We start from the raw sequence: 25,773 nt of genomic DNA, 5'->3' as shown, positions 1-25,773 counted from the left end.
CGGCCGTCATGCGCGCCAGGCCGCCAGCTCCTCCGGGGTCGCCAGAACGCGATGGGTCGGCGAGAGCTCGTGGACGCTCCCGGCCGAGTAGTCGATCCCGAGCGCGACCGGGTCGTACGGCTCGGAGGGGGCGCGGCGGCGCATCGCGCGCGGGTCGGCTGAGAGCACGGCGCGCAGCAGCGAGCGGGTGTAGGGGTGCACGGGGCCGGAGAAGATCTCGGCGGTCGTGCCCGTCTCGACCAGGTGGCCCTTGTGCATGACGCCGATCCGGTCGGAGATGTACTTCACCATCGCGAGGTCGTGGGCGATGAAGAGGTACGCGGTGCCGAGCTCCTCCTGGAGCGCGCGCATCAGGTTCACGACCTGCGCCTGGATCGAGACGTCGAGCGCCGAGACGCACTCGTCCGCGATCACGAGGTCGGGCTGCATCACGAGCGCGCGGGCGATGCCGATGCGCTGCCGCTGGCCGCCCGAGAACTGGTGCGGGTAGCGGTCGGCGTGGGAGCGGTCGAGGCCGACCTTCTCGAGGATCGCGTAGACCTTCTCGTCGCGCTCGGCCGCCGAGGAGTACCGGCGCTGGGTGGTGAGTCCCTGCGCGACGATGTCGAAGACGGTCTTGCGCGGATTGAGGCTCGACATCGGGTTCTGGAAGATCATCTGGATGCTGGATCGCAGGTGGTCGCGCTGGGCGGCGTCGAGCCGGCCGCTGATCGTGCGGCCCGCGAGCACCACCTGGCCGTCGGTCGGGTCGATCAGCCGGATGATCGAGCGGCCGATCGTGGACTTGCCGCTGCCGGACTCGCCGACCAGCCCGAAGGTCTCGCCGCGCCGGATCTCGAAGTCGACGCCGCCGATCGCGGTCACGTGGTGCCGCCGGCCCAGCCGGAACACCTGGGTGAGGCCGCGCACCGAGAGCAGGGCGGGCGCGGAGTCGGGCGTCGGAGCGAGTGCGGTCACGGGGTCGGTCCTTCACTGGGGGCGAGCATGGCGTCGATCTTGGCGCGCAGCGGCGCCGGCATCTCGACCGGGGGAGCGGAGGGGTGGCAGAGCCACGAGGCGACCCGGTGCCCGCCGCCGACGTCGAAGAGGGGCGGCTCCTCGACGAAGTCGATCTCGAGCGCGAACGGGTTCCTCGGAGCGAAGGGGTCTCCCGGCGCGCGGTTCACCAGGCTCGCCGGGCTGCCGGGGATGGCGAACAGCTCGGGGGAGTCGGTGGTCAGGTCCGGCATCGCCGAGAGCAGGCCCCAGGTGTAGGGGTGCCGCGGGTCGTAGAAGACCTGCTCGGCGGTGCCCTGCTCGATGATCCGTCCGGCGTACATCACGCTGACGTGGTCGGCGACGGTCGCGACGACGCCGAGGTCGTGGGTGATGAAGATCACCGAGAGCCCGCGGTCCGCCTGCAGGCGCTTCAGCAGCTCGAGGATCCGCAGCTGGATCGTCACGTCGAGCGCGGTCGTCGGCTCGTCGCAGATCAGCACGTCCGGGTTGCACGACAGCGCGATGGCGATGTTGACCCGCTGGCACATGCCTCCGGAGAGCTGGTGGGGGTACTGCTTGAACCGCCGCTCCGGATCGTCGATGCCGACCTCGCCGAGCAGCTCCACGGCACGGGCGCGCGCCTCGCGACGGCCGAGCCCGAAGTGCTCCTGGATCCCCTCCATCACCTGCTTGCCGACCGACATCGTCGGGTCGAGGCAGGTCAGGGCGTCCTGGAACACCATCGCGATGCGGCGCCCGCAGATCTCGCGACGGATCGCCGACTCGGGCATCGCCGCGATGTCCTTCGCGGTCACCGTGCCGTCGTCGCTCCGGTGCGAGAACTCGATGCTGCCCGCGGTGATCCGCTGGTTGCGGGCCATCAGGCCGAGGATCGCGCGCGCCGTGACCGACTTGCCGCTGCCGGACTCGCCGACGATCGCGACCACCTCGCCCTCGTGCAGGTCGAAGCCCAGTCCGCGGATCGCCTCGACGCTGCCGCCCTCGTTGTCGAACGAGATCGCCAGATCTCGCACCGACAGGAGGACCCTGCCGCGCTCCGGTCCGGCCGTGTCCTGACGGGTCGTGCCCGTGCTGCTCTCGGTCATGTCAGTGGCCTCTCGAGTGGGACAGTCGCGGATCGGTGGCCTCTTTCAACCCGTCGGCGACGAGCGTGAACGCCACCATGAGCAGGCCCAGCACGACCACGGGGACGATCACGAGGAACGGATAGGAGAGGAACGACTTGTAGCCGACGCTGACGAGCGAGCCGAGCGAGGCCATCGGCGCCTGGACGCCCAGGCCCACGAACGACAGGTACGACTCGGTGAAGATCGCCGACGGGATCGAGAACATGCTCATCGTCACGATCGGGCCGATGATGTTCGGGAGGATCTCGACGAACACGATCCGGCTGTCCCGCGCTCCGAGGGTGCGCGAGGCGAGCACGTACTCCTCCGTCTTCTGGCGCAGCGCCTGCGCGCGGCTGACGCGGCTCATCGCGAGCCAGTTGCTCAGCAGGAGGCCGAAGACGATGGCGCCGATGCCCGGCCCGACGGCGACCACGAAGAGCGTCACGATCACCAGCTGCGGGATGCCGGAGAGCACCTCGACCACGCGCTGCATCGCCGAGTCGGTGCGACCGCCGAAGTAGCCCGAGACCAGGCCGTAGGTCATGCCGATGACCACGTCGATCGCGAAGGCGATCACGGCGATCAGGAGCGAGACGCGGGTGCCGCTCCAGACCCGCGACCACACGTCGCGGCCCAGCTCGTCGGTGCCGAAGAGGAAGTAGGTGCCGGGCGGCAGGCCCGCCGCGGCGTACGCGTCCTGGCCGTCGCGGGTGCCGTCGAGGATCCCGAGGCCCTCGAGCAGCGGCACGCGCGGCGGGAGGAAGCGCGAGCCGACGTCCGCTCCTCCTCCGGCCGCGGGGAAGAAGGGGACCACCAGGCTCAGCACGACGATGACCACCAGCAGCACCAGGCCGACCATCGCCGGCCAGTTGCCGCGGAAGCGCCGGGCGATGTCGCGGCCGCCGCCGCGGATGATGCGGGTGGAGGTGGTCGGCGGCCCGGCGGGCCGGTTGCCCGGCGAGACGAGGCGCAGGCCCTCGGGCGGGACGCCGGCGTCGAGGCCGGCCGTGGGGGAGACGCGGTCGCTCATGCTGCCTGTCCTGCCAGTCGGATGCGGGGGTCGATCAGTCCGTAGAGCACGTCGACGAGCAGCATCACGAGGATGTAGATGATGCTGTAGACGAGGCTGATCGCGATGACGATGTTGTAGTCGACGTTCTGGATCGCCGTGAGCAGCAGCTGGCCCAGGCCCGGCGCTCCGAAGATCTGCTCGATGACGACGGAGCCGGTGATCAGGCCGATCAGCAGCGGCGAGAGCACCGTGATGATCGAGACCAGGGTGTTGCGCAGCGCGTGCCGGCCGATCACCTTGGAGGGGCCGATGCCCTTCGCCTTCGCCAGGAGGATGTAGTCGCTCTCGAGGCAGTCGAGCATCTCGGAGCGGGCGTAGCGGGCGGTCACCGCCATCACGTAGGCGGCGAGCGAGATCGTCGGCAGCACGCTCGAGGTGAAGGGGTTCGACTCGGAGTACCGGATCGGCAGCAGCTTCCACTCGAAGCCGACGAAGTAGACCAGCAGCAGCGCGATGACGAACGACGGGACGCTGAAGGCGATCACCGAGACGAACGTCGAGAGGTTGTCGAACCAGCCGCGCGGGCGGATCGCCGAGACGATGCCGATCAGCAGGCCCAGCACCACGCCGAGGACGAGGGCCTGCAGGCCGATGCGGATCGTGACGGGCAGGCGGCTGCCGAGCATCTCCGAGACGGGGAAGTCCGGGATGAGGTTGTACGAGATGCCGAAGTCGCCGCGGGCGAGGTTCACCAGGTAGGTGCCCAGCCGCAGCAGCACCGGCTCGTCGAGCCCGTACTTCTGCGTGAGGAGCGCCTTCTGCACCGCGTCGAGCTTCTCGCTGTTGAAGGGCGAACCCGGGAGCAGCTGCAGCAGCGCGAACATCACGATCGCGATCGCGACGATCGTGAAGACCGAGGTGAGCAGCCGGGTGGCGACGTACTTCGTCACCGGCTCGACCCCTCGGCGAGCACGGCGCGCTCGCCGTCCTCGGGGATGCCGGCCCAGGAGCGGGCGTGGAACTGGGTCAGCCCCACGCGCACCAGGGCGCGGCGGGCGAGGGAGTCGATGATCTCCTCCACCGAGGCGGGCCGCGTGTAGAAGGCGGGGACCGGCGGCGCGATGATGCCGCCCGAGCGGGCCACCGCGTCCATCGCGGCGAGGTGGCCGCGGTGCAGCGGCGACTCCCGCACCATCAGGAGCGTCGGCACGCCCTCCTTCAGGCAGACGTCGGCCGCCCGCGTGATCAGGTTGTCGGCGAGGCCGTACGCGATGCCGCTCAGGGTCTTGATCGTGCAGGGCGCGATCACCATCGCCGTGGCGGGCGTGGACCCCGACGCGATGGAGGCGCCGATGTGCGCGGGCCGGTGGGCCGTGTCGGCGAGCGCCTCCACCTGCTTCTGGGTGAGGCCGCACTCCTGGTCGAGCGTCATCGCGCCCGCCTTCGAGACGATGACGTCGCTGCGCAGCCCCGGATCCATCCGCAGCAGCTCGAGGATGCGGACCCCGATCCCGACTCCGGAGGCGCCGGTGATGGCGACGATCACGCGGCCGGGGGGCTCCTGGCGGGTGCGGTTCATGCGAGGCCTTCCTTGTCGAGGGTGAGCACGGACTGCGCGAGCGCGTGCACGCCCACCGCGATGTCCGTGATCCCGGTGTACTCCTCCGGGCAGTGGCTGCGCCCGTCCTGCGAGGGGATGAAGATCATGCCGATGGGTCCCAGTCTCGCCATCTGCACCCCGTCGTGCCCGGCTCCGCTGTAGAGGCGGGCGGCGGGGTGGCCGAGGCGCTCGATGGAGCGGCCGATGCCGTCCGCGAGGCGGGGGTCGATGGCCGTCGGTCGCTCCCAGGGCAGCCACGTCACCTCGTGGCCGAGGCCGCGCGCCGCCGCCTCGGAGGCCGCGGCCTCCGCGATCTGCTCGCGGGCGACGGTGAACCAGCCGGGGTCGGGGCTGCGGAACTCCGCGGTGACCAGGGCGCTCTCGGTGACGACGCTGGTCGCCTCCGGGGTGAAGGTGACGGAGCCGACGGTGCCGACCGCCTCCGCGGCCCGGGAGGCGATGCGCTCGACCGCGAGGACCACGCCGGCCGCGGCGCAGCCGGCGTCGTGCCGCAGCGCCATCGGCATGGTGCCCGCGTGGTCGCGGCGGCCCGAGAAGAGGGTGCGGAACCGCGAGATGCCCGCGATCGAGGTGACGACTCCGAGCGGCAGCCCCTCACGCTCGAGGACCGGGCCCTGCTCGATGTGCAGCTCGAGGAAGCCGAGCACTTCGTCGGGGCTCCAGCGGGTGCCCGAGAGCGGGTCGGACCATCCGGCGGCCTCCAGGGCGGCGCCGAGGGTGCGCCCGGTGTCGTCGGTCGCCGAGAGGTGCTCGCCCGTGAGGGAGCCGGCCAGCGCGCGGCTGCCCAGGCAGGAGAGCTCGAAGCGGTTGGCCTCCTCGTTGTAGAAGTCGACGACGCGCAGGTCGTGGTGGAGCCGGATCCCCGACTCCTGCAGCAGGCGCGCCACCTCGATCGCGCCCAGCACGCCGACGACGCCGTCGTAGCGCCCGCCGCCGTCCACCGTGTCCGTGTGCGAGCCGATCACGATCGCGCGGCGGGCGGCTCCCGTGCCGGCGAGGGTGCCGATCACGTTGCCGATCCCGTCGATCCGGACCTCCAGGCCCGCGGAGCGCATCCGCTCGGCGACCCAGTGGCGGGAGTCGGTGTCGACCTCGGTCATCGCCACGCGGCTCCAGCCGGGGCGAGAGGAGTCGACGAGGCCGGCGATCTCGTCGAGGTCGAGGGCCAGCCGGCCGGCGTCGGGGAAGCGCACGTCGGGGGTCATCGCGGGTCCTCCCCGTCGTCGGCCAGGGAGCCGTACACGACGACGGCGGGGCGGAGGGCGACTCCGTCGGCGACGAGGGCGTCGCGCACGCGGCGGAGGACGTCCCCGGGCGGGACGGCCAGCTCGGCGCCGAGGGCGCGGTCGCCCTCCTTGCGGGTCGCGTCCATCCCGACCTTCGTCACGGTGCCGCCGACCTGCATCGGCACGTTGCGGTCGGTGGCGACCCCGTCGACCAGCATCAGGTCGCGGTCCCACCGCATCCGGCTCGTCCGGGCCCAGTGCACGTGCTCCATGTCCCAGGCGTCCACGTCGGAGTCGACGACGGTGACCTGCTTGACCATGCTGACGGCCGCGAACGCGCCGAACATCACGCGCTTGGCGGTGCCCGGACGGCCGTTCGCGATCGCGACCACCACGTCGACCCGGCCGCCGCCGGAGTGCGTGACCGCCACGTCGACGATGTCGCAGCCGACGTTGCGCAGCGCGTGCCGGATGCCGGCGGCGATGGGCAGCGCCGCGATGTAGCTGTGCTCCGAGGAGAGGCCGGGCAGGATCACCTGGACCTCGGGGGACTCGCGGCGGGTCACGGCGGTGACCTCGAGGGTGATGCCGTCGCCGTAGTCCTCGTACATGCCGTGGTACTCGTTCACGAGGCCCTCGTGCACCGGCCGGTCGGCGTGCAGGATCCCCTCGATCACGATCTCCGCGTCGGCGGGGACGAGCACGTCGCTCGTCGTGGCCCGCGCGACCCGCACCTCCTCGCCGAGCAGGTGGGCGGCGTGCTCCAGCTCGTCGTCGCCCAGGGCGAGGTAGCAGCAGGCGGCGAGCTGCACGGCCGGGTGCGCGCCGAGGACCACGGCGACGGGGAGCCCGCCGACGGCCGCGGCCGAGCGCGAGAGCGCGGTGAGGTGGTGGTTCGGCGCGATCCCGACGAAGCCGGTGGTCGCGTCGAGCGGCTTGATCCGCGCGTAGGAGGCGTTGCGGTGCCCGGTCACCGGGTCGAACGCCACGATGAGCCCGGCGGTGAGGTAGCCGCCGGAGTCCTTCTCGAACCAGACCGGAGCGACGACCTCCTCCCACACGGACGCGGCGGGCAGGCGCACGGCCTGCACCGGAGCGTCCTCGACCACGCGCACCGGGGTGCGGTCGGCGACCGCGGCGGTGAGCCGGTCGAGCAGCTCGTCGACCCGGCAGCCGACGGCGCGGGCGATCCGCTCGCGGCTGGAGAGCACGTTGCCGACGACCGGGTGGGCCGAGCCGGCGACCGAGGTCAGGCGCACGGCCGGGCCGCGGTCCAGCAGCGCGAGCACGCTCGCCAGCTCGAAGCGGGCGTCGACGGTGCGCTCGACGGTGACGAGCTCGTCGGCGGGCAGCGCGTCGACGAAGGCGCGGAGGGACTGCTCTCCCATCAGGCGGCCCTCGCGACGAAGCGTCCGTCGCCCGGCTCCGCGAGCAGGCCCTCGGCCCGGCTGAAGACGGGGGTGCCGCGGACGACGGTGGTCTCGAGGCGGCCGGGGAAGGACATCCCGGCGTAGGGGCTCCAGGTGGCGGTCGAGAGCATCGGGGTGTCGTCGATCACGGTCGTGCCGGACGGGTCGACGACGGCGAAGTCCGCGTCCAGGCCCGCCTCGATCGCGCCCTTGCGGTGCCCGAGGCCGAATGCGCGGGCGGGGTTCGTCGCGAGGACCTCGGCGGCGCGCAGCAGCGAGAGGCGGCCGCCGAGGTAGCCGGCGCCGATCACGATCGGCAGCAGGGTCTGCACGCCGGGCGCTCCGGAGGCGTTGTCGAAGATCACGTCGGCGCTCTTCTTCGCCAGCGGCCACGGCGCGTGGTCGGAGGTCACCAGGCCGATCCGGCCGTCGGCGAGCGCCTCCCACATCCCGCGGGCGTGCTCGGCGGTGCGCAGCGGCGGGTTGATCTTGCCGAGGGCGCCGAGCCGCTCCATGTCGTCCTCGGTGAGGACGAGGTAGTGCGGGCAGGTCTCCAGCGTCGCGTCGAGCCCGCGGGCGGCGCTCGCCGTCACGAGCTCGACGGTGCCGGGGAGGCTCGCGTGGAAGATGTGGAAGGGCACACCGGCCGCCGAGGCGAGCTCGAGCCCGAGCGCCACCGAGGAGGTCTCGGACACGGGCGGGCGGCTGCGGACGTGGTCGAGGGGGGCGGTGCGGCCCGCGGCTTTCGCCGCCGCGACGAGCGCGCCGATGATCTCGCCGTCCTCCGCGTGCACGCCGACGCGGACGCCGCGCTCGGCCATGATCGCGAAGGCCTCGAGCAGCTGGTCGGAGGGGATGCGGGGGAAGCGGATCGGGTCGGTCTCGAACAGCGAGACCTTGAATCCGCAGACGCCCTCGTCGATCATCCCGGCCACGTCCCGCGCGCCGTCCCCGGGGCGGACCGTGCCGTGCAGGGCGACGTCGACGACGGCCTCGCGCTCGAGGCGCTCGCGCTTGGCGACGACGGCGGCGGCCGTGTTCACCGGGCTGCCCGCGTCGTAGGGCATGTCGAGGATCGTGGTCACCCCGCCCGCGGCGGCGGCCGAGGTCGCGCCGGTGAACGTCTCGGCCGGCTCCGAGAAGGCGTGGACGTGCGCGTCGACCGCGCCGGGCAGGACGAGCATCCCCGCGCCGCCGATCACGACCGAGGCCTCCGTGAGGGCGCGCGCCGCTTCGCGTCCGCCGAGCACGGCGGCGATGCGGCCGTCCTCGACGACCACCGCCCCGTCCTCGATCACGGCGCCCGGCGTGACGACGCGGCCGTGGACGACCGTCCCGCCCGCGGTCACCGCACGGCTCCGATGCGCGCCTCGACGGCGGTGAGGACGGTGCCGAGCACGACCATCGCCTGCGCGTTGATCATCTGCTCCGACTGGTAGATGTCCTCGCGGGTCATCGGCACGATCGAGCGGACCGCCTCGTAGGCGGCCGTGCTGCCCTCGCCGAGCGCCCGGTCCTCCAGGTGCGGCGACGCGAGGTCGATGCCCTGGGTGGCGAGGATGAACTCCACTCCGAGGATCACCTGCGTGTTGTGGATGATGCTGCGCGCCTTCCGCGAGGAGAAGGTGCACATCGAGACGTGGTCCTCCTGGTTCGCCTTCGTCGGGATCGAGTCGACGACGGAGGGGAAGCACAGCACCTTGTTCTCGGAGGCGATGGCGGCCGCCGCGCAGTGCACGATCGAGAAGCCCGTGTTGAGGCCGAGCTGGCCGCCGACGAGGTTGAGCGGCAGGCCGTAGCTGAGGTTGGGGTCGGTGAGGCGGAACGAGCGGCGCTCCGAGATGGCGCCGATCTCGGCGACCGCGATCGCGATGAGGTCGGCCGCGACGCCGATCGGCTCGCCGTGGAAGTTGCCGCCGGAGAGGACGTCGTAGCCGCCCTCGCCGTCCGGGAGCACCAGCGGGTTGTCGGTCGCGGCGTTGGCCTCGCGCACCAGCAGCGTCTGCGCGAACAGGAGCGACTCGCGGGTCGTGCCGTGCACCTGCGGCGCGCAGCGCAGCGAGTAGGCGTCCTGCACGCGCGGCTTGTAGACGCCGCCGACGCGCTGCTCGTCCGGGAGGCGGAGGCGGCGCGCCTCCTCGACGGTGCGCTCGCTGCCCGCGGTGAGGGCGCGGACGTTCGCGGCCACGTCGACCTGGCCGGGGGCGTTGCGGGCGAGGTGGATGCGCTCGTCGAACGCGTCGAGCTCGCCGCGGATCGCCTCGAGCGAGAGCGAGAGGGCCACGTCCGCCTGGCGGGTGAGGCTCCACGCGTCGTGCAGGGCGAGGCAGGCGGTGGCGAGCGAGATGGTGGAGCCGTTGATCAGGGCGAGGACGTCCTTGGGCTTGAGCTCGAACTCGGTGGCGAGTCCGGCCGCCGTGAGGGCCTCGACGGCGGGCATCCGCACGCCGCGGTGGTAGGCCTCGGCCTTCTCGTGGCCGACCATCACGCTGACCATGTGCGCGAGGGGGGCGAGGTCGCCCGAGGCGCCGACCGAGCCCTGGCCCGGGATGACCGGGAGGACGTCGGCGTTGAGCATCGCGATCAGGCGGTCGATGCACTCGATCCGCACGCCCGACATGCCCTTGGCGATCGCGTTGGTGCGCAGCAGCAGCAGCGCGCGGGTCTCGTCGAGGGGGAGCGGCTCGCCGACTCCGGCGGAGTGGGAGTTGATGACCAGGCGCTGGAAGCGGGCCTGGTCCTCGGCGGGGACGCGGACGTCCATCAGCCGGCCGAGCCCGGTGTTGATGCCGTAGATGGCGGGGGCGTCGGGGGCGAGGAAGTGCTCGTCGACGTAGGCGCGGGCCTCGTTCGTGACCCGGCGGGCCTCGTCGCTGAGGACGACCTCGGGGAACGTGCCGTCCGAGAGCCCGCGGGCGACGAGCGCGATGTCCTCGATCGTGAGCGTGAAGCCGTCGATCTCGACGAAGTCGGGCTGAGAGGAGCCGATCGTGGCGGTTCCGCTCGTCTGTGCCAGTTCAGTCATGGGAGTGAGTCTCTTTCGTTGATCCGGCTTCGGAGCCTCGGTCGTTCGGTGGTAATGGCTCAAGTCTGCATAGAACGCGGGCGAGCGGCAAGTCAGCCGAACAGAAGCGCCGATGCGACGCTGCTGCCGAAGCGGATTCGGCTGCGTGCGGCAGTGAGGGCTCTCGGCCGAACGATGTTCGGCGCCGCGCCCCTCGCGCCCCGCGCACGACGAAGGGCCGCCCGCCGCGCTCGAGGCGCGGGCGGACGGCCCTGCAGAGGTGCGGTCGCGCTCAGCCGGCCGGGGCCGCGTGCACGGTCCGCGGGTCGTTGAACGACTGGACGCGGCCCGAGAACTCCGACTCGAGGTCGAGCAGCTCCTGCGCGGCGAAGAACGCCATGCCGCTGTGGCCCGGGTACTCCTCCGGCATCAGCTCGTTCGAGTAGGTGTTGCCCATCTCGGCGAGGTTCGCCCGGCCGGCCTCGATCATCCCTGCCATGGACGCCTTCATCGTGAAGTGCATCGTGACCAGCTGGAAGCCCAGCTCCGCCAGCTGCGCGAACGACATCTGCTCGAGGCCGCGCTTGGCGTTGATGTCGGCGAACATCTTCAGCCCCGGCACCCGGCGGGCCACCTCGGCGGCGTCCGCGAGGGTCGTGACGTTGACCACGACCGTCGCGTGCGCTCCGAGGGCGACGCAGTCGATCATCCGCTGGATGCCCTCCTCCAGATTTGCGCTGCCGTAGTTGCTGCGCGCGATCACCATGCAGTCGGTGCCCTCGACGGCGCGGACGGCGGCCCGCACCTTCGCGTAGTACTCCTCGCGGGGGATCATGTTGTCGGCCGAGACGTCCCGGGCGTAGCCGGGCTCGAACTCGTCCTCCATCAGCACCGCCATCGCGCCGGCCTTGGCCACCCGCCTGCAGGTCTCGTACACCTGCAGGGGACTCGCGCCGAAGCCGTCCTCGATGTCGACCGCGAGCGGCAGCGGCGACATGTCGACGATCCGCTCCACCGCCCAGAGGAGCTCCTCCAGCGAGAGCAGTCCGAGGTCGGGGATGCCCTTCATCGACATCGACACCTCCGATCCGCTCAGCAGCATCGCCTCGAAGCCGGCCAGCTCGACCGCTCGGGCGGAGGAGCAGTCGAAGACGCAGGGGGCCAGGACGCTCCCGGACTCCATCAGCTCGCGCAGGGTCCTCGTCGCGGTCATCGTGCCGTCTCCTCTCGGGGGGTGGTGCGCATCAGTCGTCCTTCGTGACGAGGCGGTAGTTCCAGGTCAGGCTCACGTTGCGGACCTCCATGCCCTGCACGGCGGGGTTGATCAGCATCGCGATGCCGTTCTGCACGGTCGGGATCACCGCCACGTCGCCCATCAGGATGTCCTCCGCGTCGTGCAGGCTCTGCCAGCGCGCCTCCGGCTGGGAGAGCATGTCGGCGGTGCGGGCCGCGGCGATGATCGAGTCGTACTCCGGGTTCGCATAGCCGCCGAAGTCGCGGGCGGAGGTGGAGGACAGCAGCTCCAGGAACGCCATCGGATCCTTGTAGTCGGGGCCCCAGCGGAAGAGGTAGAGGTCGAAGTCGCCGGCCGTGGCCTGCTCGTTCGCCGTCGCCTTGGGCTGGCTGGTGAGCTCGATGCTCAGACCTGGCAGGTTCGCCTCCCACTGCGAGGCGACGTACTCGGCCTGCGCGATCGAGGCCTCGTCGTCCCAGTACGAGAGCTTGAGGCTCACCGAGTCGGTGCCCAGGGCGGCGAGGCCCTTCGTCCAGGCGGCCTGCGCCGCGTCGAGGTCGTAGGCGAGGTAGCTGCCGCCCGTGTCGCGGAACTGCTTCCCGTCGGGTCCGACCGCCAGGTTCTGCCCGACGAAGTAGTCGGCGGGCTGGGCGCCGTTCTTCAGCACCTCGTCGGCGAGCGCCTCCTTGTCGAAGGAGGTGGCCAGCGCGGTGCGGATGTCCTCGTTCGCGAGCGCCGGGTTCTGGAGGTTGGGGTAGAAGTACCACATGTGCACCTCGAGCGCCGTGGTCAGCTCGGGGGAGTCGGTGTAGCGGTCGATCAGGCTTCCGGAGATCTCGGTGAAGTCGAGGTCGCCGCTCTCCTGGAGGAGCGCCGCGGTCTGCGAGTCCTTCACGACCTGCCACTTGATCGCGTCCAGGTCGATGCCGGAGGCGTTCCAGTAGTCGGCGTTCCTGGCGACCGAGAAGTTGTTCGCGAAGTCCCAGGAGTCCCAGACGAAGGGCCCGTTGTAGATCGTCGTCTCGGGGGTCTGGCCGTAGGTGTCGCCCACGCTCTCCAGGTAGGCCTGGTTCACCGGGAGGAACGCCGGCCGCACCAGCAGCGCCTGGAAGTAGGGCACGTCCGCGGCGAGCTGCACCTGCAGGGTCTTGTCGTCCAGCGCCGTGACGCCGAGCTGGGTGTAGTCCATCCCCTCGTTGACGATCTCGTTCGCGTTCCTGATGCCGGCGGCGACCGCCTCGTTGCTGTTCGGGGCCGCGGTGGCCGGGTTCACCAGGCGCTTCCACGAGTACTCGAAGTCCTGCGCGGTGACCGGCGTCCCGTTGCTCCACGACGCGTCGCGGATCGTGAAGGTGTAGGTCAGGCCGTCGTCGGACTTCTCGACGCTCTCGGCCATCAGCGGGTCGATCTGGCCGTCGGCGTCGAGCGTGTAGAGGCCGTCGAAGACGGCGGTGAGCACCTCGTTCGACATGCCGTCGTTCACCTTGTGCGGATCGACGGCCTGCAGGGGGAGCAGCTTGCCGACGGTGAGGACGTGGGAGGACGTGCCGGCCTGACTCGACGACGTCGAGTCGGTGCCGCAGGCGGACAGCAGGCCGACGGCCGCGGTCATCGCGACCGCCGCCATCAGGAGCTTCGGGAGCCGTTTCATGGGAGGAGGTACCCCTTCGTGTGTGGTGCATCGGGAGACTCGGGGGAGTCGGGAGGGTGCGGCGTCATCGAGGGGACTGGCGCATGCGTTCGGTGATCTCGCAGAAAGTCTGCACGTCGATGCCCGTCGAGGCAAACGTTCTGTATCCTGTACAGCGATTCCCACTCTGGCCGCACAGAAGCGGCTCACGCCCGCGAAAGGTGTCTCCCTTGCCGAACATAATTAGGCCGGTCCGGCTCGACGAGGTCGACCGCGCGATCATCAACGTCCTGGTGCAGGACGGGCGCATCCCGAACAAGGAGCTGGCCGACCGGATCGGCCTCGCGCCCTCCTCCTCGCTGGCCCGGGTGCGGGCGCTGATCGAGAGCGGAGTCATCTCGGGCTTCCACGCCGAGGTCGACGCGCGCCTGCTCGGCAAGGGCATCCGCGCGATCCTCCGCGTCCAGCTGCGCGAGCACTCGCGGGCCGAGAACGCCCGCTTCGCCGAGGCGATGTCGAAGCTGCCCCAGGTGGTGAACCTGTGGCTGGTCGCGGGCGAGGACGACTACCTGATCGAGGTGGTCGCCGCGAGCCCCGACGAGCTGAGCGACTTCGTCCTCGACTGCGTCACCTCCGATCCGGTGGTCGCCGACACCTACACGACCCTGGTGTTCTCCCGCTGGCGCGGCGTCGGGCCGATCCCCACCGACGACGACGCGTGAGCGCCGAGCGCCTCCGCCGGCTCCTCGAGGGCGAGGTGCTGCTCGACACGCACAACGACCTGCTCTGCGGGCTGCGGCGCTACGAGGGGTACCGCGTCGAGGGCTTCGACCGGCCCCGCCCGGAGTTCCACACCGACCTGCCGCGGCTGCGCGCGGGAGGCGTCTCGGCGCAGGTCTGGTCGGTCTTCGTCTCGGCGCTGCAGAGCGAGGGCGACGCGGTGGCCGCGACGCTGGAGCAGATCGACGCCGCGTACCGGTTCGCCGCCGCCCACCCGCGCGACCTGCGCATCGTGACCACGGTGCGGGAGGCGGAGCAGGCGGTCGCCTCCGGCCGGATCGCCTCCTTCCTCGGGATCGAGGGCGGCCACTCCGTCGCCTCCTCCCTCGGCGTGCTCCGGATGCTCGCCCGGCTGGGCGTGCGGACGATGACGCTCACGCACAACAGCTCCCTCGACTGGGCGGAGGCCGCCACCGGCACCCCGGTCGAGGGCGGGCTCACGGCGGACGGGGTGGCCGTCGTCCACGAGCTGAACCGGCTCGGCGTCGTCGTCGACCTCTCGCACACCTCCGAGCGCACCCAGCTCGCCGCGCTCGCCGCCACCTCCGCTCCCGTCCTCTACTCCCACTCCGGAGTCGCGGACGTCGCCGCGCATCCGCGCAACGTCTCCGCCCGGGCCCTCGCGGCGCTCGCCGCGAACGGAGGAGTGCTGCAGATCGCCTTCGTCGCGCAGTTCGTCTCGCGCGCCTTCGCCGACTGGTCGGCCGAGGCCGACGCCGCCCGCGCCGCGCTCGGGCTCACCACGTCGATGCCCTGGCCCCGCGCCCCCCGCCCCGCCGAGGCGCCCGAGGACGCCGCGCGGGCGAACCGGGCCGCGTTCCCGGTGGCCGACCCCGCCGCGCTCGCCGCCTTCGAGCAGTGGCGCCGCGCGCATCCGGCGCCGCTCGTCACCGTCGCGCAGGTCGCCGACCACGTCGACGCCGCCCGCGAGGCCGTCGGGTCCCGGCACGTCGGCCTCGGCAGCGACTTCGACGGCGTCGCCGACCTGCCCGAGGGGCTCGGCGACGTCTCGGGCTACCCGCGCCTGCTGGCCGAGCTGGCCGACCGCGGCTGGAGCGACGCGGAGCTGCTCGACCTCGCCGGACGCAACACCCTGCGCGTGCTCCGCGCGGCGGAGGAGGCCGCCGAGACCCCGGAGGACGCGCGCGCCTGAGCGGCTGCGAGGCCCGGATCCCGCCTCCTGGACCCGCGACCCAGGGAACGCTGGCAGGATGTACGGGACGGTCGGTGCGCGAGAGCGCGCCGCACGGACGGCACCGCCCGCTGAGAGCGGCCCCGCCCGGCCCCGTCCCGCACACCTCCACCCGCTCCCGACAGCGCTCACAGCGCCGGAGCGACACATCACCGCGGCCCGACCGGGCGCGCGGTCGGACCCTGCGCCGCGCGCCCGCGTCCAGCCACTCCCTCCCGGAAGAACCGCATGAGAAACGCCAGAACCGCCAAGCCCGCCCGCCACCACCTCGAGCTCCCCAAGCCCAAGCCCCTCGAGAAGGGCGCCATGCGGATCACTCCGCTCGGCGGCCTCGGCGAGATCGGCCGCAACATGACCGTCTTCGAGCACAAGGGCAAGCTGCTCATCGTCGACTGCGGCGTCCTCTTCCCCGAGGAGAACCAGCCCGGCATCGACGTGATCCTCCCCGACTTCGCCGCGATCCGCTCGCGCCTGAAGGACATCGAGGCCATCGTCCTCACCCACGGCCACGAGGACCACATCGGCGGCGTGCCGTACCTCCTCAAGGAGCGCGGCGACATCCCGATCATCGCCTCGACCTTCACCCTCGCGCTGATCAGCGCGAAGCTGCAGGAGCACCGCATCACCCCGCGCACGCGTCCGGTGAAGGAGGGCGACCGGATCGACGCCGGCGTCTTCGACCTCGAGTTCCTCGCCGTGAACCACTCCATCCCGGACGGGCTCGCCGTCGCGATCCGCACCGAGGCCGGCCTCGTGCTGCACACGGGCGACTTCAAGATGGACCAGTTCCCGCTCGACGGGCGCACCACCGACCTCCCCGGCTTCGCGCGCCTCGGCGACGAGGGAGTCGACCTGTTCCTGGTCGACTCCACGAACGCCGACGTCCCCGGCTTCGCGATCTCGGAGGGCGACCTCGCCCCCGCGATCGACCAGGTGTTCCGCACCGCGCCGCGCCGCATCGTCGTGTCCAGCTTCGCGAGCCACGTGCACCGCATCCAGCAGGTCCTCGACGCCGCGCAGCGCCACGGCCGCAAGGTCGCCTTCGTCGGCCGCTCGATGGTCCGCAACATGGGCATCGCCGCCGACCTGGGCTACCTCAAGATCCCGGCCGGCCTCGTCGTCGACATGAAGGTGCTCGAGAAGCTCCCCGCGACCGAGATCGTGATGATCTGCACCGGTTCGCAGGGCGAGCCGATGGCGGCGCTCTCGCGCATGGCCAACAAGGACCACATCATCGACATCGGCCCCGGCGACACCGTGCTGCTGGCCAGCTCGCTGATCCCCGGCAACGAGAACGCGATCTACCGGATCATCAACGCCTTCACCCGCTGGGGCGCCACGGTCGTGCACAAGGGCAACGCCAAGGTGCATGTCTCGGGCCACGCCAGCGCGGGCGAGCTCGCCTACTGCTACAACATCCTGCGCCCCACCGCGGTGCTCCCCGTGCACGGCGAGTGGCGCCACCTCACCGCGAACGCGGCGATCGCGACCCGCACCGGGATCGACGAGAAGGACGTCTTCGTCATCGAGGACGGCGTCTCGATCGACCTGGTGAAGGGCCGCTCGCGCATCAGCGGGCGCATCCCGGCCGACCAGATCCTGGTCGACGGCACCACGATGGGCGTCGCCACCGAGGACGCGATGAACGACCGCATCGTCCTCGCCGAGGAGGGGGCCATCACGGTCCTCGCCATCGCCGACCTCGACCGCGGCACGCTCGGCGAGCCGGTCGAGTTCTTCACCCGCGGCTTCGTCGAGGAGCCGGGCTGGAAGGCCAACGCGAGCAAGGCGATCGACGACGCCGTCCTGCAGGCCGCGGGCAAGCCGGTCGAGCTCGAGGCCATGGAGGCGCTGATCACGCGCACCCTCGGCCGCTGGCTGACCCGCCGCCACCGCCGGAACCCTGTCATCACCACCATCGTCGTCGAGGAGTAGGCGCCTTCCACGCCGGCCTCCGCCTCCGCTACCCCCTGCCCCGCGAGGCGCGGGCGGAGCAGAGTGGGAGGGTCGGCAGGTCGCCGACGCGAAGGGAGAGCGCCATGAGCACCGACCGCACCACGGGTGAGGACACCGAGAAGACCGAGGACCTCCCCGACGGCACCGGGACGGACACCTCCTCCGGTGGCGGCGACACCGACACCGTCTCCGGCGGCGAGCCGGACGAGCCCGCCGAGTAGGGCCGTGAACGACGAAGGGCGGGACCGCGAGGTCCCGCCCTTCATCGTTCCGCCGATCAGATCAGCGGGCCGTCGCTCTCGCTCGAGCGGCGGGTGACCTGCTCGCCGCTGGCCGGATCGACGGCCGAGCGCGTGGTCGAGACGGCCTGGCGGCGGCGCGTCAGCAGGACCAGCCCGAGGATCAGGCCGACCGCTCCGGCCGCCATCAGGATGTAGCCGACCAGCTTCAGGTCGATCCCGGACACCTGCACGTCCACCGCGAAGGCGAGGACCGCGCCGACGACGAGGAGGAAGATCCCTGCTCCGATGCTCATTGCGTGCTCCTTCTGACTGCCGCCGGAGCGCACGCGGGAAGCGCGCAGGGGCACCGGCGATCGCCCCACGGTAGACCCCGGGACCGGCGGCCCCCAGGCCTTCCGGCGGGAGCCTCCGGGGGTGTAGGGCGGTGCCGGGTCAGCGGTCGGAGACGCGGAGCATCACGCGGGTGCGGTCGGCGCGGGTGACCAGGCCCTCGATCAGGAGGAACACGCGGTACTCGAGCCGGTACTTCGCCAGGAACACGCGGCCCAGGCGCTCGACCTCGCCGGGGTCGGCGTCGATCTCCGCGGCGGCCTCGACCGGCACCGCGTAGTCGGAGACGCGGCCGCGGCGGTCGCAGGGGACGAGGGTCACCCGCGCGTCGTTGCGGAGGCGCTTCACCTTGCCGCTGCGGCGGGGAGTGGTGACGATCAGCTCGTGGCCGTCGCGGGCGATCCAGACCGGGGTCGAGACGGCGTCCCCGGACTTCCGGAACGTGGTGAGCGAGACGAAGCGCTCGTCGGCGAGGGCGGTGAGGTCCTGGGAGAGGGGCATGTCCGAAGTAGAGCGGCCGGGAGCGGTCACCGCAAGCCTCCGTGGCACCTCGATCCGCCCCCGTAGGGTGGAGTGATGACCGACGCGACGCCTCTGATCGGCCCGACCGAGGCGCCCGATCTGCACGTGATGACCTACAACATCCGCCGGCGGATGCCGCGCCTCACCTCCCGCGCCGTCGACCAGTGGGACCGGCGCCGCCCGCTCGTCCAGCGGGTGCTGGAGCAGGAGCGCCCCTCGATCCTCGCCGTGCAGGAGGCGCTGCCGGACCAGTCGGCCGCCGTGCACGAGGCGCTGGGCTCCTCCTTCGAGGCGATGGGCTTCGGCCGGGACGCGGACCGCGGCGGCGAGCGCGTGATGCTCTTCGTCGACCGCAGCCGCTACGCCGTCCGGCACTGGACCCAGATCGCCCTCTCGGACACCCCGGACGTCGCCGGCTCGCGCAGCTGGGGCAATCGCATCCCGCGCACCGCGGTGATCGCGGAGCTGACCGATCACGCGACCAGCCGCGAGCTCACCGTGATCTCGACCCACTTCGACCACATCTCGCGGCGCTCGCGCCAGCGCTCCGCCGAGCTGATCGCCCGCCGCGTCCTCGAGCTCGGACGCCCCGCGATCGTGATGGGCGACACCAACACCGACGTCGACACCGTCCCCTACCGGACGATCCTCGACGAGGGCCGCCTCGCGGACGCGTGGGAGACGGCGGAGAAGCACCTCACCCACTCGTGGAGCACCTTCTCGAACTACCGCCCGCCGGCGCCGGGCAAGCGGATCGACTGGCTGCTCGTCAGCGAGGGCGCGTTCGAGGTCGTCTCCGCGGGGATCAACGCCGTCCGCTACGGGGGAGCGGCGCCCTCCGACCACGAGCCGGTCCAGGCCGTGCTGCGCTTCACGAACCCGTGAGCGGCTCCGCCCTCGTCGAGACCTTCCTCGAGCCCCCGCGCACCCGCGGGGAGTGGACGGCCGACGGCATCCGCGCGATCGGGGCGGCGAGCATCGTGGCGGCCGCCATCGGCTGGGACCTGGTCGACGTGGCGGTGCTCGCGCTCGCGGCGATCGGGCTGGTGCTGCCGCGCTTCCTCGGCATCCGTCCGGCGCTCGACGCCCTCTTCGGGCTCGCGCTGCTCGTGGCGTCCTGGAGCAGCGTCCTCGGCCTGTACGAGGCGTGGCCGCAGTGGGACCTGGTCGTGCACTGCGTGCTCAACGGGCTGATCGCCGCGGTGGCCTACATCGTCGCCGCGCGGGCCGGAGTCGTGCCGGCGGTCGCGGGCGATCGCGGGCCGCTGCTCCCGGCGGTCGTGCTCTGCGCCTGCTTCGGGACGACGGCGGGCGTCCTGTGGGAGTGGGGCGAGTGGGCGGGGCACCGCTTCATCGACTCCTCGATCTTCGTCGGCTACGAGGACACGCTCGGCGACCTCGCCGCCGGCGCGCTGGGCTCGATCCTCGCCGGCGCGCTGATGCGCTTCTGGTCCGCGAAGTCCCGGGTGGTCGCACCGCGCGCCTCGCGCGGCGTCGGAGGTGCGGCGTAGCCTGTCCCGCATGTGCGGCCGCTTCGCGATGGACTCCGAGACCGATGAGCTGATCCGCGAGTTCGTCGCCGCGGGCGGGCGCGCCGAGGACTGGGCGCCCGACTACAGCGTCGCTCCCACCGACGTCGCGCCGATCGTGCGCGAGCGGCTCCACGACGGCGAGCGGGAGCGCGAGCTGGAGCTGGCGTCCTGGGGCTTCACCCCGTCCTGGTCGAAGGGCAGGGGGCCCTCGCCGATCAACGCGCGCCTCGAGTCGGTCGCGACGAACGGCCTGTTCCGCGGGGCGTTCGCCAAGCAGCGCGCGATCGTGCCGATGCGCGGGTACTACGAGTGGGAGACCCGCGCCGACGGCAAGCAGCCGTGGTTCCTGCAGGGCGAGGAGCCGATCCTCGCCGCGGCCGGCCTCTACACGGCCCGGAAGGAGGGCGACGACTGGCGCGTCTCCTTCACGATCATCACCCGCGAGGCGCGCGACGCCTCCGGCGAGGTGCACGACCGGATGCCCGTGTTCCTCACGCCCGACGTGCGCGACGCCTGGCTCGACCCGGCTCCGCTCGCCTCTGCCGAGGAGATGCTCGCCACCCTCGACCGGGCGTCCGTCGCGATGGCCTCGACCGTCACGGCCCACCCGGTCGACCGCCGCGTGAACAACTCCCGCACCGTCGACCGCCGCGACCCGGGCCTGCTGACGCCGGTCGGCTGACGCCGCTCGCCTGACAGGCGCGGGACGATCCGCGCGGTCCGCGGAACCTCCGGGCGAGGGCGGACGACGGGCGGTGGGCTGACCGGAGAGCACGGGAGGGGCGGAGCCGCGGCCCCGCCCCTCCCGGGCGTCCTACTTCGTGCCGGCGTGACCCGGGAACGGCTTGCCGTTCAGCGAGACCTCGTCGGGGTCGACCTCGACGTCGCCCACGTCGTCCGGGCCGCCCGTGCCGGGCACGGCCTTCACCTCGGCCGAGCCGGAGACCTCGGTGCGGCTCTCCGCCGGATCCGAGTCCTGCTTGGCCTCGGTCTCGCGCTCGCTGCCGGGCGACTCCGAGATGTCCTTCTCGATGGTCTCGCTCTCGGAGGAGGTGGCGGGCGCCGCCCCGTCCGGCTTGCCGATGGTCGAGCCCTGGTCGTCCTGCTCCGTGCGGTCCTGGTCCATGTCGTCGCCTTTCGTCGGGACCTCCGACGCTACGTCGGGGCGCGCGCGGGGGCACCCGCTTGACAGCCCGGCCGGGGGAGGGCGGCGTGCAGGGTCGACGTACTACCCTGGGTCGACGGTCGCACCGGGGGGCGCGGCACACCCGCCGCCGACCGCGAGGAGGACCCGTGGCATCCCACCGGACAGGCGACACCCGCATCGTCGGGACGACGGTCGACGGCCGGTACACGATCGAGGAGCTCATCGGCCGCGGCGGCATGGCCACGGTCTACCGGGCGCGAGACGGCGTCCTCGGCCGCTCCGTCGCGCTGAAGATGTTCGCCCCCGGCATCGACGACGCGCAGGACCTGCAGCGCAAGGCGTCCGAGATCCGGCTGCTCGCGGCGCTCAACCACCCCGCCCTCGTCACCCTCTACGACGCGCACGACGGCGGCGACGACACCAACGGCCAGGCCTACATGGTGATGGAGCTCGCCGAGGGCCCGAGCCTGTCCGAGCGGCTCGCCGAGGGCCCGGTCGCGCCGAACGACGTCGCCTCGATGGCGGGCGACCTCGGCGAGGCCCTGCACACGGTCCACGCGGCCGGAGTCGTGCACCGCGACGTGAAGCCGTCGAACGTGCTGCTCGTCCCGAGCCCGCTGACCAGCCGCGAGTTCCGCCCGAAGCTGGCCGACTTCGGCATCGCCTCCCTCATCGACGCGACGCGGATCACCGCGCCGGGCACCCTCATCGGCACCGCTGCCTACCTCAGCCCCGAGCAGGCGCACGGCGACCCGGTCACGTCGGCGAGCGACATCTACTCCCTCGGCCTGGTGCTCCTGGAGTCGCTGACCGGTCGCCGCCCGTTCACGGGCTCGGCGATCGAGGTCACGCTCGCCCGCCTGCTCCGCGACCCCGAGGTCTCGGAGTCGCTCGGCAGCGGGTGGACCTCGCTCCTGACCTCGATGACGCGGCGCGAGCCCGGCGAGCGTCCCGCCGCGCTCCAGGTGGCGGAGTCGGCACGCCGCCTGATCGATCCGCGGCGCGACTCCCCGCCGGCGGCCATCGTCGTCCCCGACGTCCCCGCCACCCGGGTGATGTCGACGGAGCCGCTGGCCGAGACCGAGCCGATCACGCGGGCGGAGGCGCTCGATCCGACGCAGCGCTTCACCGCGACCGAGCGGATCGCTCCGGCACCGCGGATCGCTCCGGCACCGCAGACCGCTCCGGCGCCGCGCACGGCTCCGCTCCGCCCCGCGGCCGCCCGTCCTCAGCGCCGCGGCCCGAGCCCGTGGCTGATCGTGCTGGTGCTCGCGCTGGTCGCGGTCGCCGTCGGGCTCGCGATCATCCTGATCGACGGTCCCCAGTCGCCTCTGCCGCAGGTGGACGGCGAGCTGGGCGACCACCTCCGTCAGCTGCGCGAGAGCATCCGCTCGTGAGGGGCCTCCGACTGCGCGCTGCCGGCGCCGTGCTCGCCTCGGTCCTGCTGCTGAGCGGATGCTCCTCCGCGCCGCAGGGCATCGACGAGGGCACCGCCCAGACCCTCGACGACGCGGTGGTCGCCGTCGCCGAGAAGGCCTCGGCCGACGACTACCAGGGCGCTCTCACCGAGCTCGCCTCGCTGCAGTCGGCGCTCGACGCCGCGCTCGCCGAGGACTCCGTCAGCTCCGATCGCGCAGCGACGGTGCAGGCGCAGGTCGACGTCGTCCGCGCCGACCTCGAGGCCCTGATCGCGGGAGCCCCGGAGCCGGCGCCGGCCGAGACGACCGCCCCGGCTCCCGAGGAGACGACCCCGGTCGAGGAGGAGCCGGAGGACACGCCCGCTCCGGTCGAGACCGAGGACGACCCCGCCCCCTCGCCCGAGGAGTCGGAGCCGGAGGAGACGCCGACCGAGCCGGAGGAGCCCGCGGAGGAGACCCCGGCCGCTCCCGGCGACGACGCTCCGGGGAGCAGCGGCGACGCACCGGGGAACAGCGGTGGCGCACCCGGCAACAGCGGGAACGCTCCCGGCAACGGCAACGGCAACGGCAACGGCAACGGCAACGGCAACGGCAACGCGGGCGGCAACGGCAACGCGGGCGGCAACGGCCCCGGCGCTCGCGGTGCGGCGACCGGCGTCGGCGCCCCCGCGGGCAGCGGTGCCGCGCCCGGGGCCGCGAAGGGCCCCGGCGGCCGCTAGAGCGCTACTCCTGCGTCGAGAGCACGGCGAACGCCGCGTCGAGCTCGACGTCCACGTCCGTGCCGTCCTCGCGGGTGACCTCCACCTCGAAGGCGTGGCCGGCGTCGTCGCTGCGCTCGGCCTCGGTGACGGTCCCGGAGCCGACGGCGCCCAGCGCCGCCTCGCTCGCGCGGGCGAGGTCGTCGCCGGTGAGGTCGTCCGGGTCCACGGCGGCCGCGGTCGGGTCGCCGGCAGGCACGCCGTCGTCGTCGGAGCCGGCCTGGAGGGCGCGGTCGTCGGGGTCCACGGACACGACGGCGAAGGAGTCGTCGAGGCGCACCTCGTACTCGAGGCCGGCGCGGTCGGTCAGGTCCAGCTCGTAGCCGGTGGCGCCGTCGTCGTCGCGCTCGGCCGAGGTGACGGTCCCGCCGCCGATCTCGGCGAGCGCTGCCTCGCTCGCGCGGTCCAGGTCGCTGCCGGTGAGGGAGTCGGACCCCTCGAAGCCGTCGGTCGCGGCGTAGGCGATGCCCGTCCCGGCTCCGATCAGCACGACCGCTCCGGCGATCCCGGCGATGATCTTCGTCTTCTTCTGCACGATGGCTCCGTCCCGGCGCCGCTCGTCGACGCCTCCAGCACTCTCGCGGTCGGGCGCTGAAGCAGGCCTGAAGCGCCCGCTCAGCGGACGAGCGGCACCCGTACCTCGACCCGGGCGCCGCCCAGCGCCGAGTCGCCGACGACGACCCGTCCGCCGTGCGCCCGGGCGATCCCGGCGACGATCGCCAGGCCGAGGCCCGACCCTCCGGCGTCGCGCGCCCGGCCCTCGTCGAGGCGGACGAAGCGCTCGAGCACCCGCTCGCGCTCCGCCGCCGGGATCCCCGGCCCGTCGTCGTCCACCGCGAGCACCGCCTCCGCTCCGTCGATCCGGGTCGAGAGCGCCAGCTGCGAGGAGCGGTGCCGCACCGCGTTGTCGACCAGGTTCCGCAGCGCCCGCGAGAGCAGGGCCTCGTCGGCCACCGCCTGCACGGGCGAGATCCCGCTCGCGTCGACCCGGGCTCCGGAGTCGCGCAGGCGCCGCACCTCGCCGAGGGCGAGATCGTCGAGGTCCACGGGAGCCGCCGCCACGGCCAGGCGCGCCTCGTCCGCCCGGGCGAGCAGCAGCAGGCCCTCGATCAGCCCGCCGAGCCGCACCGACTCCTCCGCGACCGTCCTCGCCAGCCGGGCGGAGTCGAGCCGGTCCGGGTGCGCGAGCGCCACCTCCGCGGTCTGACGCAGCGCCGCGACGGGGGAGCGCAGCTCGTGCGAGGCGTCCGAGACGAAGCGCCGCTGCCGCTCCTGCCCGCTCTGCAGCCGATCGAGCATCCGGTTGAGGGTGTGCGCCAGCCGGTCGACCTCGTCGCCGGAGCCGGGAGCGGCGATCCGGCGGTCCAGGGCGGAGGAGGTGACCGCCTCGGCCTCCTCGCGCATCCGCTCCACGGGGCGCAGCGCCCGGCCGACGACGACGGCGCACACCACCGCCACCAGCGCGATCAGCAGCGGGACGGCGACCGCGAGCAGCCCGATCGTCGTGGACACCGCCTCCTCGCGGCCCTCGTCGGGCACGCCGACCACGACGAGGGAGTCGTCGTCGAGCTCGCGGGCGGCGACCACCACCGGCCCCTCGTCGTCCACGTCGACCGTGACCGGGTCGTCGCTCTCGGCCAGCGCGAGCGGAGGGAGGTCCTCCGCGTCCTCGCCCGCGGCGGCGACCCGCCCGTCGACCACGAGCTGGACCAGTCCCTCCGAGCCGCGGACGGCCTCCGGGCCGCCCTGCTCGACCAGCGCAGCGACCCGCTCCGCCTCGGCGTCGGCGGCGGAGGCGGCGCTCGAGGCGAGCACGGAGGAGAGGACCAGGACGAAGAGCACGCTCCCGAGGAGCGCGGCGGCGGCCACCACGGCGGTCGCGGCCGCGGTGATGCGGGTCCGCAGGCTCCGGCGGCTCACCCGGCCACCAGCGTGTAGCCCGCCCCGCGCCGGGTGCGGAGGGTATCGCGGCCGAAGGGCCGATCGATCTTGTTGCGCAGGGTGCGGACGTAGACCTCGACGATGTTCGGGTCGCCGTCGTAGTCGAAGTCCCAGACGGCTCCGAGGACGTCGCGTTTGGAGACGACCTCGCCCGCCCGTGAGACGAAGTACTCGAGGACGCTGAACTCGCGCGCGGTCAGCGGCACGGCGACTCCGCCCCGCTCGACGGTCCGGGACGCCGGATCCAGCACGAGATCGCCGACGACGCGCACCGTGGGCCGCTCGGCGGCTCCACGGCGGATGAGGGCGCGCAGCCGCGCGACGAGCACCGGGAACGAGAACGGCTTGGTGAGGTAGTCGTCGGCGCCGGTGTCGAGGGCCTCGACCTGGTCGAGGTCGCCGTCCTTCGCGGTGAGCATCAGGATCGGGGTCCAGTCCTCTTCGGCGCGCAGCCGCTCGCAGACGCGGAAGCCGCTGACGTCCGGGAGCATCAGGTCGAGGACGATGGCGGCGTAGTCGGCCTCCTGCGCGTACCAGAGGGCGTCGGTGCCGGTGGTGGCGGTGTCCACGGCGAAGCCCTCGGCCTCCAGGCCCGTCTCGAGGGCACGGAGCAGGTTGATCTCGTCGTCGACGACCAGGATGCGGATGGCGGCCTCCCCGGGCTCGGCGCGCGGGGGTCCGCGCGAGCCCAGGCTAGCCGCGGCCCCGCTG

Annotated in this window: 26 protein-coding genes; 9 read left to right on the top strand and 17 right to left on the bottom strand. The window is 72.7% G+C overall.

Annotation, left to right across the window (positions count from 1 at the left end):
• Positions 1-6 precede the first annotated feature (6 nt).
• From C5C63_RS04880 to C5C63_RS04830, 11 genes are all read right to left on the bottom strand, one after another.
• Positions 7-957, bottom strand: coding sequence for an ABC transporter ATP-binding protein (locus C5C63_RS04880; RefSeq protein ID WP_104249941.1), 951 nt, complete (start codon positions 955-957; stop codon positions 7-9).
• Entirely contained in the window at positions 954-2,084 is a 1,131-nt protein-coding gene (locus C5C63_RS04875; protein ID WP_104249940.1) for an ABC transporter ATP-binding protein, read from the bottom strand. The genes C5C63_RS04880 and C5C63_RS04875 overlap by 4 nt, the downstream gene beginning before the upstream one ends.
• 1 nt (position 2,085) lies before the next feature.
• Positions 2,086-3,138: an ABC transporter permease gene (locus tag C5C63_RS04870; protein ID WP_104238807.1), complete on the bottom strand. Its 1,053-nt coding sequence runs from the start codon at positions 3,136-3,138 to the stop codon at positions 2,086-2,088.
• Positions 3,135-4,070: an ABC transporter permease gene (locus C5C63_RS04865; protein WP_104325592.1), complete on the bottom strand. Its 936-nt coding sequence runs from the start codon at positions 4,068-4,070 to the stop codon at positions 3,135-3,137. The genes C5C63_RS04870 and C5C63_RS04865 overlap by 4 nt, the downstream gene beginning before the upstream one ends.
• A complete protein-coding gene (locus C5C63_RS04860) occupies positions 4,067-4,699 on the bottom strand; it encodes a UbiX family flavin prenyltransferase (protein WP_104238809.1) in 633 nt (210 codons plus the stop codon). The genes C5C63_RS04865 and C5C63_RS04860 overlap by 4 nt, the downstream gene beginning before the upstream one ends.
• Positions 4,696-5,946, bottom strand: coding sequence for a M20 family metallo-hydrolase (locus tag C5C63_RS04855; RefSeq protein WP_104295234.1), 1,251 nt, complete (start codon positions 5,944-5,946; stop codon positions 4,696-4,698). Before C5C63_RS04855 ends, C5C63_RS04860 begins: the two co-directional genes overlap by 4 nt.
• The gene (locus C5C63_RS04850) at positions 5,943-7,355 is read right to left on the bottom strand and encodes a UbiD family decarboxylase (protein WP_104325591.1); all 1,413 of its coding nucleotides are present in this window, start codon (positions 7,353-7,355) and stop codon (positions 5,943-5,945) included. Before C5C63_RS04850 ends, C5C63_RS04855 begins: the two co-directional genes overlap by 4 nt.
• Entirely contained in the window at positions 7,355-8,725 is a 1,371-nt protein-coding gene (locus C5C63_RS04845; RefSeq protein ID WP_104249935.1) for a dihydroorotase family protein, read from the bottom strand. The genes C5C63_RS04850 and C5C63_RS04845 overlap by 1 nt, the downstream gene beginning before the upstream one ends.
• On the bottom strand, positions 8,722-10,401 hold the full coding sequence (gene hutH, locus C5C63_RS04840) for a histidine ammonia-lyase (protein WP_104238813.1): 1,680 nt from the start codon (positions 10,399-10,401) through the stop codon (positions 8,722-8,724). The genes C5C63_RS04845 and hutH overlap by 4 nt, the downstream gene beginning before the upstream one ends.
• Before the next feature lie 271 nt (positions 10,402-10,672).
• Complete coding sequence (locus tag C5C63_RS04835; protein WP_104284021.1) at positions 10,673-11,593, bottom strand: oxaloacetate decarboxylase; 921 nt, start codon at positions 11,591-11,593, stop codon at positions 10,673-10,675.
• A gap of 31 nt (positions 11,594-11,624) precedes the next feature.
• The gene (locus tag C5C63_RS04830; RefSeq protein ID WP_104295237.1) at positions 11,625-13,265 is read right to left on the bottom strand and encodes a peptide ABC transporter substrate-binding protein; all 1,641 of its coding nucleotides are present in this window, start codon (positions 13,263-13,265) and stop codon (positions 11,625-11,627) included.
• Between the two features lie 209 nt (positions 13,266-13,474).
• On the opposite strand from C5C63_RS04830, the gene C5C63_RS04825 reads away from it, so the two are divergent.
• The 4 genes from C5C63_RS04825 (at position 13,475) to C5C63_RS16935 (ending at position 17,393) form a co-directional block, all read left to right on the top strand.
• A complete protein-coding gene (locus C5C63_RS04825) occupies positions 13,475-13,966 on the top strand; it encodes an Lrp/AsnC family transcriptional regulator (protein ID WP_208543320.1) in 492 nt (163 codons plus the stop codon).
• On the top strand, positions 13,963-15,177 hold the full coding sequence (locus tag C5C63_RS04820) for a dipeptidase (RefSeq protein WP_104295238.1): 1,215 nt from the start codon (positions 13,963-13,965) through the stop codon (positions 15,175-15,177). Before C5C63_RS04825 ends, C5C63_RS04820 begins: the two co-directional genes overlap by 4 nt.
• A gap of 267 nt (positions 15,178-15,444) precedes the next feature.
• Positions 15,445-17,151: a ribonuclease J gene (locus tag C5C63_RS04815; protein WP_104222925.1), complete on the top strand. Its 1,707-nt coding sequence runs from the start codon at positions 15,445-15,447 to the stop codon at positions 17,149-17,151.
• A 104-nt stretch (positions 17,152-17,255) separates the two neighbouring features.
• Positions 17,256-17,393, top strand: coding sequence for a hypothetical protein (locus C5C63_RS16935; RefSeq protein ID WP_159940924.1), 138 nt, complete (start codon positions 17,256-17,258; stop codon positions 17,391-17,393).
• Positions 17,394-17,449: 56 nt separating this feature from the next.
• On the opposite strand, the gene C5C63_RS04810 is transcribed toward C5C63_RS16935, so the two are convergent.
• Complete coding sequence (locus C5C63_RS04810; protein WP_104222924.1) at positions 17,450-17,707, bottom strand: DUF6458 family protein; 258 nt, start codon at positions 17,705-17,707, stop codon at positions 17,450-17,452.
• Between the two features lie 139 nt (positions 17,708-17,846).
• Positions 17,847-18,245, bottom strand: coding sequence for a PPOX class F420-dependent oxidoreductase (locus tag C5C63_RS04805; RefSeq protein WP_104246944.1), 399 nt, complete (start codon positions 18,243-18,245; stop codon positions 17,847-17,849).
• Between the two features lie 75 nt (positions 18,246-18,320).
• On the opposite strand from C5C63_RS04805, the gene C5C63_RS04800 reads away from it, so the two are divergent.
• From C5C63_RS04800 to C5C63_RS04790, 3 genes are read left to right on the top strand one after another with little or no spacing between them, the layout of a single operon-like run.
• The gene (locus C5C63_RS04800; protein ID WP_104325590.1) at positions 18,321-19,151 is read left to right on the top strand and encodes an endonuclease/exonuclease/phosphatase family protein; all 831 of its coding nucleotides are present in this window, start codon (positions 18,321-18,323) and stop codon (positions 19,149-19,151) included.
• Positions 19,148-19,777 (top strand): hypothetical protein, encoded by a 630-nt coding sequence (locus tag C5C63_RS04795; protein ID WP_104233061.1) that lies wholly within the window; start codon positions 19,148-19,150, stop codon positions 19,775-19,777. Before C5C63_RS04800 ends, C5C63_RS04795 begins: the two co-directional genes overlap by 4 nt.
• A 10-nt stretch (positions 19,778-19,787) precedes the next feature.
• The gene (locus tag C5C63_RS04790; RefSeq protein WP_104258002.1) at positions 19,788-20,480 is read left to right on the top strand and encodes an SOS response-associated peptidase; all 693 of its coding nucleotides are present in this window, start codon (positions 19,788-19,790) and stop codon (positions 20,478-20,480) included.
• Between the two features lie 132 nt (positions 20,481-20,612).
• Here the strand turns inward: C5C63_RS04790 and C5C63_RS04785 are convergent, their stop codons facing one another.
• Positions 20,613-20,924 (bottom strand): hypothetical protein, encoded by a 312-nt coding sequence (locus C5C63_RS04785; protein ID WP_104222919.1) that lies wholly within the window; start codon positions 20,922-20,924, stop codon positions 20,613-20,615.
• Positions 20,925-21,091: 167 nt separating this feature from the next.
• Here C5C63_RS04785 and C5C63_RS04780 point away from each other — a divergent pair, with 167 nt between their 5' ends.
• Together C5C63_RS04780 and C5C63_RS04775 are read left to right on the top strand one after the other, a co-directional pair.
• On the top strand, positions 21,092-22,342 hold the full coding sequence (locus tag C5C63_RS04780; RefSeq protein WP_104295240.1) for a serine/threonine-protein kinase: 1,251 nt from the start codon (positions 21,092-21,094) through the stop codon (positions 22,340-22,342).
• Positions 22,339-23,082, top strand: coding sequence for a hypothetical protein (locus C5C63_RS04775; protein WP_104325589.1), 744 nt, complete (start codon positions 22,339-22,341; stop codon positions 23,080-23,082). The genes C5C63_RS04780 and C5C63_RS04775 overlap by 4 nt, the downstream gene beginning before the upstream one ends.
• A 4-nt stretch (positions 23,083-23,086) precedes the next feature.
• On the opposite strand, the gene C5C63_RS04770 is transcribed toward C5C63_RS04775, so the two are convergent.
• From C5C63_RS04770 to C5C63_RS04760, 3 genes are all read right to left on the bottom strand, one after another.
• Entirely contained in the window at positions 23,087-23,656 is a 570-nt protein-coding gene (locus C5C63_RS04770; RefSeq protein WP_104292689.1) for a PepSY domain-containing protein, read from the bottom strand.
• Between the two features lie 80 nt (positions 23,657-23,736).
• Positions 23,737-25,041 carry an ATP-binding protein gene (locus C5C63_RS04765; protein WP_258065387.1) on the bottom strand — a complete coding sequence of 435 codons (1,305 nt, stop codon included), beginning with the start codon at positions 25,039-25,041 and terminating at the stop codon, positions 23,737-23,739.
• Positions 25,038-25,709, bottom strand: coding sequence for a response regulator transcription factor (locus C5C63_RS04760; RefSeq protein ID WP_104233165.1), 672 nt, complete (start codon positions 25,707-25,709; stop codon positions 25,038-25,040). The genes C5C63_RS04765 and C5C63_RS04760 overlap by 4 nt, the downstream gene beginning before the upstream one ends.
• Between the last annotated feature and the right edge of the window lie 64 nt (positions 25,710-25,773).

Source organism: Rathayibacter sp. AY1B8 (assembly GCF_002932775.1).
GTDB lineage: Bacteria > Actinomycetota > Actinomycetes > Actinomycetales > Microbacteriaceae > Rathayibacter.
The sequence above is the reverse complement of the archived record's forward strand: the minus strand, read 5'-3'. Positions and strand labels throughout refer to the sequence as shown.